A 13,157-nucleotide genomic window follows, 5' to 3' on the forward strand; every position below is an offset into this window, starting at 1 on the left:
CGTGTCACTATTACCTGACACGTTATTGTATTTCTGCTCCAACCTATATTAGGGTGCTTACTGGAGAGAGGAAGTGGGGATTATTACATTATGGATCATGTTAACGTTCTGATTATTGGTGCAGGAATTTCAGGCGTTGGGGTTGCCTGCCATTTGAAAATGGAAAGCCCTGACCAGTCTTTTACTATTCTGGAAGGACGGGAAAGGCTGGGTGGCACCTGGGATTTGTTTAAATATCCGGGTATTCGCTCAGACAGCGATATGTTTACCTTTGGCTACCGGTTTAAGCCCTGGATCGAGGATAATGATATTGCGACGGCGGATTCCATCCTGAAATATCTCCATGAAACTGTCGATGAGTATGACCTGTCCGATAAGATTAAGTATAATCAGAAGGTTACCAAGGTAGCGTGGGATTCTGCGAAAAAGCTATGGGTCGCTGATGTTGAAGATACCTCCGGCGGCAAAAACTATCAGATCAGCTGCAACTTCCTTGTGACCGGCACCGGATATTACAAATATGATCAGGGTTACCTGCCGCAGTTTGAAGGGTATGACGACTTTAAGGGAACCATCGTTCACCCGCAGCACTGGCCCGAGGATTTGGACTATACCAACAAGCGTGTTGTCGTAATTGGGAGCGGTGCAACCGCTGTAACACTGATCCCGAACATGTGCAAAGACACTGCTCATATCACCATGCTCCAACGGTCCCCAACCTATATGATCAGCAGGCCTGCTGCCGACCCGATTGCCAAATTCTTGCGGAAATGGCTGCCGATCAAGCTCGCGTACCGGATGACGCGTTTGAAGAATATGCTGATGGGGGCCTATATCTTCCGCACAGCGAAAACCAAGCCTGAGCAAATGCGGGCGTATCTCGAAGGCAAGGTCAAAGAGGAAGTGGGGCCGGACGTTGATGTCGCCAAGCATTTCTCTCCTACCTATAATCCGTGGGATCAGCGCCTGTGCCTTGTCCCTGACAATGACTTGTTCCATGCCGTCAGAGACGGAGAAGCGTCCGTCGTCACGGATACCATTGAAAGTTTTGTGGAGAACGGCATCAAGCTAACGTCTGGCGAGGTTTTGGAAGCAGATATAATTGTCACCGCGACCGGTCTTGATCTGCAATTTCTGGGCGGCATTGACATGTTTGTGGACGGTGAGAAGCAGAACCCGGGAGCGCTTGTATCATACAGGGGCATGATGTTTGGCAATATCCCGAATATGATCAATGTGGTTGGCTATACCAATGCTTCCTGGACGTTGAAGGTAGATTTGACAGCGGAATATCTTTGCCGGTTGCTCAATCATATGAAGGCAAACCATCTTGAAGAAGTGTACCCCAAGCTTGAAGACGGCCAGATCACGTCTGAACCTATTGTGGGACTGGCTTCAAATTATATCCTGCGCAAGGCTGCAGAACTGCCAAAACAAGGCACTGAGCATCCCTGGCGTAATAAGGATAATTATCTTGCGGACCGTAAAAGTATTCGGCGGGCCAGCTTTGATGATGGGATTCTGCACTTTGGGTAAACCTGCCTGATAATTTAGGCACCCGGAACTGAATAAATACACTATTCGTTTGATTTGTTGGCCGATTTGGTTTTTACTTCCGGCCAACTTTCATTTTTACATTTATTGGAGGGCACGTTCTATGTCTCTTTCTGTCGTCGAAGACGCAACCCTGAAAACACTTGCAGTTATGACCCATGCTGACACAAATATCCGTCAGGTAGAGGTCGAAAAAGTTCAGGAAATCATGAAAGAAGAACTGGGTGTGGAAGTAACCTCGGCTGAGGTGCGTGTAGCAGCACGGTACGAATTCATCGAAGATCGTGCGATTGGTAAGTTTCTGAAATCAGTGGTTAAGAAACTCTCTGACGATGATAAAAGACTGATTATGCGGTCTTTGATCAAGGTTGTTAAAGCTGATGACCGTACAGCAGAGGGTGAAGGCCAGATGTTCAATGAAGTGGCTGCTGCTCTTGGTTTGACACCAGCGGATATTATCTCTCTCTAATTTTGAGGCAGATTGCTAAGTTTAAGTGTCGGAATGCTCAGGTATTCCGGCATTTTTTATGCATTGATCACAGCTACTATAATCAGTGCTGGAAGTAAGAGAAAAGGCTGCCCAAAATGGACAGCCTTTTTGATGTTTGGGTGGCAGGTTTAGAACTTTTGTCCAAACCGTATACCAATAGAACGTGGTCGGTTCGTTTGGTGCACCGTATCTGTCGCACTGCGGAAGACGGTGTAGACAAAGTCTCCACGCTGAATTTCTGCGCGTTTGTCAAAAACATTGTCAACAAACAAGCCGAGCGACCATTTCTCCCCGTCTATACCAGCTGAGAAATTAACCAGCGTGTAGCTGTCATTCCAGCTTCTACCATTAACGGTGACAGGGCTGAAACTACCATTGTTATAGGCAAACTGGGGATACTCGTTCGTATCAAGGTCATTCCAGCTGCCCCCTGTGTGTGTCAGGGACAATTGTGCAAAGGCTGGTAAACCCCTGATTTCCTCTGTGTAGCGTGCAGTTGCAGTGAACTGCAATTTGGGGACAAAGGGCATTCGGGTACCAGCGGCTGCAATCAGACTATCTGGATCACTGGCATCCTGGAAATAGTCCTTCTTCAGCTTGGCATCATTATAGGATGCAGATAGCGACAGCGTTAAATTCTCGCTTGCTGCAAAGTCCAGATCAAATTCCGCGCCGTCTGTCTCGGATGCGCCGACGTTTTGAATAATCGTCAGGTTCGAAATAGAAAAGTCGAGGAATGAGAACTGCACATCGGTCCAGTTCAGATGGTAAATAGACCCGTTGAAACGCAGTCTGTTATTCATCCACTGAGTTTTCCATCCAAACTCAAAGTTTTCGACCCAGTCTGGCTCATATCCCGGGATACCTTCGACACGTGCTCTGTTTACACCGCCCGGCCGGTATCCGTCCGAATAGGTGAAATAGACCATGGCATCTTCATTGATGGTATATTCCAGGTTGGCTTTATATGTCTCGCCACTACCTTTGCTTTGTCCGTCAAGAATGCGGGTATCAAAACAGGGGTACTGTGGCTCACCTGCCGGATCTTCCACGAACTTTCCGTCAACATAAAAGCCGGTACAGTGCCTTAGGAATCCGTTAAAGCCGTACAGAGTGTTGTTAAACTTGAAAAGTCGCAAGCCACCGGTCAGGGTAAGTTTATCTGTCAGGTCGAAAGATATTTGACCAAACAAGGCTTTTTCCCGGTCTTCCCGCACCTGACGTGTTTGCCACACAACAGTATTCGGATCTTCCAGAACGACCGTACCCGCCGGGTCAGCGTCTGGAACTGTCCAGCGCAGATCGAAGTTATGTTCCTGCTTCTGGTAGAAGGCACCGACAATCCAGCGCAGACGATTATCCTGAGGTGACTGTATACGAAGCTCGTGGCTATTGCGTTTGAACTTCTCGTCGCCGGTTACAAACTGGCGCGGATTGGCACAGCCACCATCGGCATTATAATAAAGACAGTAGCCAGCATCTTCATAATAATACTGCAGGTAGCTCTCCCAATATTCACTGTAACCCGTGTAATCATAATAACTGACGCGGTCCCGGTTCAGGTAAGCACCTGCATAGACAACATCAAGATTACCGATTTTGCCGTCGATTGTCAGGGATGCCTGATACCAGTCTTCGTCATATTCATTGTCTGTGTAGCTGGTAACTTTCAGGTCACCAACGTCTTCAGGGTCATGAGAAAAATACCCTGTGGACTTCTGTTCCTGATAGATCAGGCCCGGTGATATTGTCCAGTTTTCGTTCAAATCAACCTTTAGAAGGGCGCGGCCACCAGTTGTGGTGACATCGTTGAAGTCTTTTTCAGCAAAGTCATCATTGTTGATGGTAATGCCGCTTGAAGGGAATGTCAGTTCCGATGCAACATTATCAATATAGCCGCCATCTTCTTCATGCCAGCCAACAAGACGAATGGCAGCATTGTCTGAAATAGGCGCATTGACAAAACCTTCAAGAGTGTACCCCATTTCACCGGACTTGACGGTGTCGAGGGCCACATCATATCCGGCGGAGAATTCACCAATGACAGGCTTGTTGGTAATGATACGCAGGGTACCGGACTGTGAACTTGCGCCAAACAGCGTCCCCTGTGGTCCCGACAGTGTTTCCACGCGGGCAATATCATACATATGCAGATCAAGGATTTCATTGATCGTCGTTATTGGCTGTTCGTCCAGATATACGCCGACAGAAGGCATGGAAGCAGAATGGTTTCCGTTGCTGCCGCTGACGATACCTCGCATATAAACTTGAGCCTGTCCCGGCCGAGCCTGCGTATAGCTGACAGTTGGCAGGAATTTCACATAGTCATCAAACCCGTTTACATTCAGGTTTTCCAACTGGGTGTTGCCAAGTACCTGAACGGAAACAGCCACATCCTGTAGATTTTCAGTTCGTTTTTCCGCCGTGACAACAATTTCTTCAAGACTGAAGCTGGCGGTATCCTGTTGTGCTGACAAGGCCTGTGTAGGCAATATCAACGTTGATGCCAGCAAGGCTGACTTGGTCTGTAGTGTTAGAGTCCTCATAGTGATTGACACCCTCCCTTGAGATGCTCCCCCATTTTCAAGTTGTATTTTTTTTGTGCACTCCCGAACAGAAACTCAGAAAAAACTATAGACAGACCAGGAAATTCTATATGATTATTATAAAGTTGCAAGCGGGCATAAATTTTTGAAACTTTAGTGTCGCGTAAAAGTCACATCAACGATCAGGCTACACCATTGGTTGATAAACTGAGTTTTGTATTGATGTTGGCACGGTATTACGGCGATAGTTCCTTAAATATTGGTCGTTTGGACAATTTGACTTTAAAGCGTGTCGGGGAGGGCAGGTTTACGTGGCTCATGGAGAACATAGTGGTAACCTTCAAACGGCTCTGAATCATGCGGCACGTTTGTTAGGACGTTCCCCCGAAATGGCGCTGGAGCAAGCGAATGAAATTCTGAAGGTGGTTCCTGAAACCGCTGGTGCACTGCATATAAAGGCGTCAGCATGCAGAATGCTGGGTCAAACCGCTACGGCGTTGGAAATACTTTTAGGCCTTGAAGAAAAATATCCTGCAGTAGCTTCCATTCACCGTGAACTTGGTCTTGTATTCGGTGCTAACGGAAATAGTGATCGTGCCACTCGATACCTGCGACAGGCGGTTGAATTAGACCCTTCCTTTATTGAAGGCTGGCGATCACTTGCAGAGCAATATGATGCCTGCGGCATGGAGGAGGAGCGCGACGCAGCCTATGCGGCTCATTTAAAAGCGTCTGCCACCAACCCGGAAACGGCGGAGGCCGTGCGTTTATTCTCCGATGGGGCCCTGCATAAGGCAGAGGAACTAGCGCGATCAATTCTGAAGAAAGACCCAATGAATGTAACGGCCATCCGGGTGCTTGCAGATATTGGCTTGAAGGTTGGACGTTTTGAAGACGCGCAAAACCTGCTTGAACGTTGCCTCGAATTGGCGCCCACTTTCTCGCTAGCGCGACACAGTTATGCAATTGCACTATTCAGACGTCATAAGTTCCGGGAGGCTGTGACAGAACTGGATACCCTGCTTAAATCCGAGCCAGGCAATCCCAGCTACTTGATTTTAAAAGGATCTGCACTTGTGCAGAAAGGGGATCATCAGGCTGCACTGGAGATTTATGAGGCGCTGGTAAAGAAATACCCCAAGCAGGTAACTGCCCAGATGAATTTTGGTCATACGCTGAAATCAGTCGGGCGTATCGACGAAGCCGTAGCAGCTTACCGTGCCTGCATTACCGTAGGCCCCTCAATCGGGGAGGCTTATTGGAGTTTGGCTAATCTGAAAACTTTCAGATTTACAGATGCGGATATCAATATGATGCTGTCGCGCCTTGAGGAGGATAAGGTCAGCCCGGATGAACGTACCCATTTGGAATTTGCACTGGGTAAGGCGTATGAAGACCGGCAGGACTATGATCAGTCGTTCCAGCACTATGCGAAAGGCAATGCCATTCGCAAAAAGAAGCACCGATATGACCCCAGACGCAATGTGTATGACAGTGCCCGTCAAATTCACACGCTGACGCAGGAATTTTTTGAAACGCGCAAAGGGTGGGGGCATACAGCACCCGATCCAATTTTTGTCGTGGGGTTGCCGCGGGCAGGTTCAACATTGATTGAGCAAATCTTATCATCCCATTCATTGGTGGAGGGTACTGCGGAATTAACAGACATTATTGCAATGTCCCGTAAACTGGGCGGTAAAGAGCGATTGACTGGCCCATCCAAGTATCCGGAAATTTTGGAAGACGTTACCGAAGAGCAGGCGCTGGCACTTGGGCAGGATTATATCCGCACGACGATGATACAGCGACACGGCAGCCCTTTTTTCATTGATAAAATGCCGAATAATTTTTTGCATGTTGGGTTGATCCATATGATTTTGCCCAATGCAAAAATCATCGACGCCAGAAGGCACCCAATGGCCGGCTGTTTTGCAGGGTATAAACAGTTGTTTGCCCGGGGGCAGACGTTTACGTATTCACTGGAAGATATTGGTCATTATTATCGTGACTATGTGAAGGTAATGGACCACTGGGACAGTGTTTTACCTGGGCGCGTGCACCGCGTTCAATATGAAGACATGGTTGACGATACCGAAAATCAGATACGGCGACTGTTGGACTATTGCGGATTACCTTTTGAAGAGGGGTGTCTTAAGTTTTACGAGACTAAACGTGCCATTAGAACGCCTAGCTCGGAGCAGGTTCGCCAACCAGTCTATAAAGACGCATTGGAACTATGGCGCCATTATGAGGCTAATCTAGACCCACTGAAAGAGGCACTTGGGCCATTACTGGATAGATATCCCATATAAACTGGCATTTTCGAATAATATTTTAGAAAAGGTGCTGATAGTGTTTTTGGCTATCGGGTACTAGGTCTGTGGACACGTCTGTAAGAAACGTATTTGAATATTTTAAGCCGAGTCTTTTTAATGAATGCAGTTATTTCAGTGAAATTTGAAATTTTTTTCTTTTTTCTGCCTGAAATTTTCTGATTTTTTGCAAGTCCCGTAACTGAATGTAGTTGCATAAATGGCTACAATTCATAGATGTACCCTTCTCGAGATGGTTTTTTAAATACCCATATTAGTTTTACATAAGCACCTCTAGATAGAAATGCTGGAAATGGGTTTCTCCTCAATGAGTATATTGGATCAGTGTATCTTCTGTTTTGAGAAACATCCCTGTTCAATCTGACCGATAAAGTAGTATTTTGTTAACCTAATTGGATGAATCTGGTCATAGTTCTGAGGTTTAAGGAGGATGTGATAAAAGCCAACGTGTCAGAGATAGGATTGCTCGTCTATCTAATTGGCATCACTGGCAAAATGTAAATTTTTTCTGAGCCATCATACTCTCCTTGTTGTGTGTAACAGGGTCCGGCTGTCTGTGAACATTCGTCTCACCCCAGCTTGTTCCTTGAAATACTGCAAATCAAACCATATTGGTATTATATACCTGTTGTCTGAAAACGATCGGGTAAGCACGTAAGAGGGGTAGTTCATGGCGATTAACAGAGCAGTTCCCACAAATGAAGAAATCCTGTTTGGTCAGGATGAGATCATTGTTTCCAAGACCGACCTTAAAGGCCGCATAATTTATGCGAATGAAGTTTTCTGCCGAGTGGCAGAAATGACAACACGCGAAGTGATCGGGCAGCCACATAACATCATCAGGCATCCTGACATGCCGCGTGCTGTCTTTAAGCTTTTATGGGATACCATCAGCAAAGGTGAAGAGATCTTTGCCTATGTCAAAAACATGTCTAAAACCGGTAAATACTACTGGGTTATTGCCCATGTGACACCCAGCTACTCGCAGTTGGGTGAAATAGACGGTTATCATTCAAACCGACGTTTACCATCCAAGTCGGGCGTCAATGATATTGCTCCGGCATATGACCAATTGCTTGCAGAAGAACGAAAGCACAGCAACCCGAAAGAGGCACTGGCTGCAAGCTATGCGCTTCTACATGAAATGGTTGAAAAAAACGGCACAGATTATGCCGAATTTATCTGGTCAACAGGAGAATAGACATGTTTTCATTCTTTCCAACAAAGCAGCAAGAAGACCCAACAAAGGGCTTTAGCGCGACTGATATTGAGGCAATGGAAAATAAAGTAGCCTTGTATGAAAATGCATTTAAAGAGATAACGGATGTAGCTTTGCGCGTAGCGAAAGGTGATCTGAGCGCAAGAGTTGTCTACTGGGATGAATACGGTGAACTGTCACCCACTTTGTCCGCGATTAATCAGGCATTTGATCTGACAGATGCCTATATTCGCGAGGCAGGAAATTCGCTTGAAGCAGCGCTTGACAAAAAATACTACCGAATATTCCTGACGCAGGGGATTTTGGGTGATTTTGGTCGCGGGGCGAAAATCATCAATACGGCTTCTGCAAAAATGAAGGCGAATGACGCAGAGCGAAAGACGATGTTATCGAATCTTGCTGATACTTTCGAGAAAGAAGTCGGCACAATTGTAACGTCTCTGAATGCGGCGTCCAGTCAAACCAACGAAGCGGCTGAACGGCTTATTCATCATACACTACAAAACCAGGAACGCGCGACGTCCGTTGCAGCTGCCGCAGAACAGGCAACTGTTAATGTTCAAACCGTTGCGGCAGCCACAGAACAATTGTCTGCCTCTGTTGAAGAAATTGCGCAGCAGGTTTCCACGTCCTCAACCAAGACAAATCAGGCGGCAGACGTGGCATCAAACACATCCGAAACTATTATGGGTTTGAATGCAGCCTCGCAGGCGATCGGGCAGGTGATCAATCTTATCAATGATATTGCAGAGCAAACTAATCTACTTGCGCTTAATGCAACTATTGAAGCTGCAAGAGCAGGAGATGCTGGCCGGGGGTTCGCGGTTGTGGCGTCTGAGGTGAAGTCGCTTGCCAACCAGACGGCGACTGCAACAAGTGATATTGGCGCACAAATTCAGGATATACAAAATCAGACAAACACTTCGGTGAAGGCAGTTGCCAATATAAAAGACCTGATACTTGGACTGAATGAAATTGCCGGTGCAATCGCCTCTGCTACAGAAGAGCAGACCGCAGCCACACTAGAGATTAGCCGCAACATTCAGGAAGCATCGCAAGGTACGATCGAAGTTTCCCACAGCATTGCTTCGGTAAACGAGACATCTGTTCGTACCATGAACAGAGCGGAAGAAGTAAAATCCGCTGCCGGTCATGTTACGGAACAGGTAACTGACCTGCAAGAGCGTTCTGCCAAGTTTGTTGCATCCGTTCGCAGTCTTTAGGTCCAGATATCAAATGTATTGTTGAGGGTCTGGTCGAGGGTAAATGATGTCAGGCATGTTAGATGAAATTACATCGATTCAGCAGGCGTTTCTGTCTGGTTGTGACCGGACAGAACTTTTTGAACGCCTGCTAACTGTTGTTGTAGAAATGACAGACAGTCAGTACGGCTACATTGGTGAAGTTTCACAGGATCAGGAAACGGGTCAGCGTGTCTTGCAAACGCGGGCATCTTACGGTTTAGGCACTCATATAAGCCGTGATGAGACCTATCATGATTTGATACGGTCGGGTCAGGCGGTCCGTAATCTGGATAATATCTTTGGTGAATGTGTGCTGACTGGGAAAACGGTTATATCGAATGATATAGCTGACCAGATGGATTTGGTTGATATGCCTCATGGGCACCGACCGATCACCCGGTTCCTTGGCGTGCCCTTATTCGCCAATGATGCAATAATTGGTATGTTTGGACTGGCCAACCGTCCAGAGGATTATACCAAAGATCTGGTGGCAGAATTGACGCCAATTATCAGTACTCTAAGCACAATCATCACGGCCCAGCGCAGTCAACGACAATATAATCATTTAATCACTGAGTTGCAGTATCAGAAAAATGCACTGGACGAGCATAGTATTGTCAGCATTACAAACAGCCGCGGTATCATCACATATGTGAATGACTTTTTCTGCGAACTTACGGGCTATTCCTCGCAGGAACTTGTCGGGAAAACCCATGCAATTGTCAATTCCGGTCATCACAGCAAGGCGTTTTGGGACGATATGTGGCGCACGATCCGTAGTGGCCAAACCTGGCGCGGTATCATCCGCAATAAAAAGAAAAACGGTGATTATTACTGGGTCAAATCAACAATGATGGCGCATAAAAACAGGCAAGGTAAAATTGACCGGTACATTGCGATCCGAACCGATGTTACAAATGAGATTGAACAACAGTTCAAGCTGCAAGGCGCGGTCGAAGAAGCAGAATCTGCAAATGCTTCAAAGTCGATTTTTATTGCATCAATGAACCACGAACTTCGCACGCCGATTAACGCCATTTCCGGATTTTCCCAAATGATAGAGGAAGAAGCGTTTGGCCCAATCGGGTCGCAGAAATATCTGGAATATGCAAAAGATATTCATACAAGTAGTCAGCTGTTGAATTCCATGATTGATGATATTCTTCATATTTCACAATTGGATTCAAAAAGTTATGAGCCAAAGTCTGAATATTTGCATTTGCGGGACGTTACTGAAGAACTCTTGCATTCATTCCAGCCAGCAATTGATGCAAAGCAGCTTGTCGTGAAAGTCGACATAGATGAAGCGCTGCCAGAAATTATGAACCTGGATAAAAACCTGGTGCTGCATCTATTTAATAATCTTGTTTCCAATGCGATAAAGCATACTCCTGCAGAGGGGTGGGTTCGGGTCGTCTGGTCGCCTAGTGCAGACAGTAGCGGGCTTCAGATATCAGTTGAGGACTCAGGTCCCGGCTTCCCACAGGATGTTGTAGATAAGGTAGGGGAGCCGTTTCTTATGGGAGAAAATCCGTATCATGCCCGGCATCCAAATTCCGGGACGGGGCTGGGGCTTTATATTACCAAGAAAATTGCCACGTTCCTTGGGGGCAATCTCACGATTGGAAATACGGAGAATGGCGGTTTTGCCGGTGTTTCCTGGCCACTGAAGCCGCTATAGTTTTGCGGTCCTGACCCATTATTAGAGCCGTTCACATCTGTCTTTGAGCAGTCTGCTCACTTCCGGTGGGTTTCTCTAACTAACCGTACCAGTGTTTTCCCGAAACTAACCGGGAGAAAACACATGATACAATTCAATAAAATATGGGCTGCTGCTGGCGTGGCAGCTTGTCTAACAAGTGGGGTCCGGGCCGACAGCGAGGATGCTTTCATTTCCTATTCTTTCGCCGAAATTGGAATAGCGCATGATAATTTCAATGCGAATGGCCTGACAGTGTACTCACCCGATTATAAATCTCCAGTACTGATGCGTGCATTACTCAATCTCCCCTGATGGTCAGACACCAGGGGAGAAGGGGTTGATCACTAACCTTGTGTTTGGGCGGTGAACACGCCCCAGTGTCGTTTTTGTTGCCGTGCTGCCCGTGAGAGAACCCACAGCGTTAAAAGAATTAACAAGACCTCTGCCGTGGGTGCAGCAACCCATATGCCATATTCCCCCAATCCCTCGGCCAGCAGAAATATCAGTGGAACGGAGAATATATAGGGTTTGGTCAGACCTAAAATGGCAGCCCGCGCTGCTTCGCCAATTGCCTGATAATAGCTGACAATCATCAATTGTGGCCCGCCAATGAAAAACAGGGCAACAACAATCGGCAAAATACGGTTCACTTCTGCAATGACATTTGCATCCGCCACGAACAGACTACCTAGTTGACCAGATAACCCAATTAAGATTCCTTGTGTAATCAGGCAGTATATAAACGCAATGATCAGGCCGAGTTTTAAGCTTTGATCTGAGCGTTGCCACAGCTCTGCGCCGTAGTTATTGCCGGTAATAGACTGCAAAGCATGTGATAGGCCAAGAAGTGGCAGGAAGGCAAAGGTCATGACCCGCGTAATGACACCGTAAGCGGCCACCGTGGAGGCGTAGTTAGGCGTTTCGACCCACTGGAGTGCAAAAATAATGGCCCCTGATGTAAGGGATAGTCCTATGAAATTCAAGCTTTGCGGCGTGCCAAGTGCCATGATCGGGCGCCAGCCGTGTAGAAAGCTGTGTTTTGCAAATGCCTGAATTTTCAGAGGCGTATTGCCCCAAATACGGAAGATGACCAAGGCCGCTAGCGCCAGAGACTGGGAAATAACGGTACCGTACGCAGACCCTGCAACACCCATATCCAGCCAGACAATCAGTAAATAATTCAGGCCAATATTGACCAGAGACACCGATAAACTGGTGATAGCCATCAACCCAACCCGACCTTCATTCCTGAGCGCATCTGAGTTGACAGACAGGACAAAGAAGAAGGGGGCGAAATAGACCAGAATACCAAGATAGGTATGTCCCATTGTCGCAAGTTCAGCAGTACCGCCAGACGCGAGAAGGGTGATACTATGTCCGAACAAAACAAATAGGATAATGATAATGCCGCCAAGTGTAAGCGCCAGACCGTGTGCCCCGGCGATTGCGGATAGGGCTTTATCTGTATCCCTGGCCCCAAGCATACGGGCGAGTATGCTGGACATGCCACCGGATACCAGTGTCGCAATAGCAACAAGTACCATATAAAGAGGAAACATTAATGTTACTGCGCCCAGTGCTTCCGGGCCAACATAAACGCCGAGGAATATGGCATCAACAAGGGCCAGAAATCCATTCATGGCCATTACAAAAATTATCGGCAGGGCAGTCTTGGCATAAATGGTGCCCAGCCGACCATGGGTAAAGCTGTTAGCTGAGGTGTCTTGGGACATCCCGTGCTCCTTTCATAGGCATTTCATATTCAGGGAGGTGCTCGTATTGCCGCCGGCAGAAATGCGCGAAGAAACGGGATCAAACCAGGGAGATATAAATTACCCTTCGCAGAACTTCACCAAAGTCACTGAGACCACGAGCGGCAGGCGTTCTGAACCTATATGCGATTTATGATTACTCAGGGTAAAAGTCAAGATAACTATTGTCGTCGGCTGTCATCCTGTAACATGAAGGGCTGCTGACCAGATAAGGTATCCACTTGACCCAAGCGTGTTTTGGCATAATTATTAAATAGACTCTAATAGAGGATATTCTGGATTGAGGTACAGACAATT

General features: G+C 47.0%; 8 protein-coding genes. 6 read left to right on the top strand and 2 right to left on the bottom strand.

Annotated features, from left to right (window positions below):
- Window positions 1-90 precede the first annotated feature (90 nt).
- Both IE181_RS09190 and IE181_RS09195 read left to right on the top strand, forming a co-directional pair.
- Entirely contained in the window at window positions 91-1,536 is a 1,446-nt protein-coding gene (locus tag IE181_RS09190; protein WP_191252217.1) for a flavin-containing monooxygenase, read from the top strand.
- A 121-nt stretch (window positions 1,537-1,657) separates the two neighbouring features.
- Window positions 1,658-2,023, top strand: a complete 366-nt coding sequence (locus tag IE181_RS09195; RefSeq protein WP_191252219.1) for a TerB family tellurite resistance protein — start codon at window positions 1,658-1,660, stop codon at window positions 2,021-2,023.
- Between the two features lie 149 nt (window positions 2,024-2,172).
- On the opposite strand, the gene IE181_RS09200 is transcribed toward IE181_RS09195, so the two are convergent.
- The gene (locus tag IE181_RS09200) at window positions 2,173-4,590 is read right to left on the bottom strand and encodes a TonB-dependent receptor (protein ID WP_191252220.1); all 2,418 of its coding nucleotides are present in this window, start codon (window positions 4,588-4,590) and stop codon (window positions 2,173-2,175) included.
- Between the two features lie 311 nt (window positions 4,591-4,901).
- Here IE181_RS09200 and IE181_RS09205 point away from each other — a divergent pair, with 311 nt between their 5' ends.
- From IE181_RS09205 to IE181_RS09220, 4 genes are all read left to right on the top strand, one after another.
- The gene (locus tag IE181_RS09205) at window positions 4,902-6,902 is read left to right on the top strand and encodes a tetratricopeptide repeat-containing sulfotransferase family protein (protein WP_229819298.1); all 2,001 of its coding nucleotides are present in this window, start codon (window positions 4,902-4,904) and stop codon (window positions 6,900-6,902) included.
- A 691-nt stretch (window positions 6,903-7,593) separates the two neighbouring features.
- On the top strand, window positions 7,594-8,124 hold the full coding sequence (locus IE181_RS09210) for a PAS domain-containing protein (protein ID WP_191252223.1): 531 nt from the start codon (window positions 7,594-7,596) through the stop codon (window positions 8,122-8,124).
- Window positions 8,125-8,126: 2 nt separating this feature from the next.
- Entirely contained in the window at window positions 8,127-9,365 is a 1,239-nt protein-coding gene (locus tag IE181_RS09215; protein ID WP_191252225.1) for a methyl-accepting chemotaxis protein, read from the top strand.
- Between the two features lie 46 nt (window positions 9,366-9,411).
- Window positions 9,412-11,067 carry a sensor histidine kinase gene (locus tag IE181_RS09220; protein ID WP_191252227.1) on the top strand — a complete coding sequence of 552 codons (1,656 nt, stop codon included), beginning with the start codon at window positions 9,412-9,414 and terminating at the stop codon, window positions 11,065-11,067.
- Window positions 11,068-11,432: 365 nt separating this feature from the next.
- Here IE181_RS09220 and IE181_RS09225 read toward each other — a convergent pair whose 3' ends face one another.
- On the bottom strand, window positions 11,433-12,821 hold the full coding sequence (locus IE181_RS09225) for an MATE family efflux transporter (RefSeq protein ID WP_191252229.1): 1,389 nt from the start codon (window positions 12,819-12,821) through the stop codon (window positions 11,433-11,435).
- Window positions 12,822-13,157 lie beyond the last annotated feature (336 nt).

Source organism: Kordiimonas sediminis, assembly GCF_014656395.1.
GTDB lineage: Bacteria > Pseudomonadota > Alphaproteobacteria > Sphingomonadales > Kordiimonadaceae > Kordiimonas_A > Kordiimonas_A sediminis.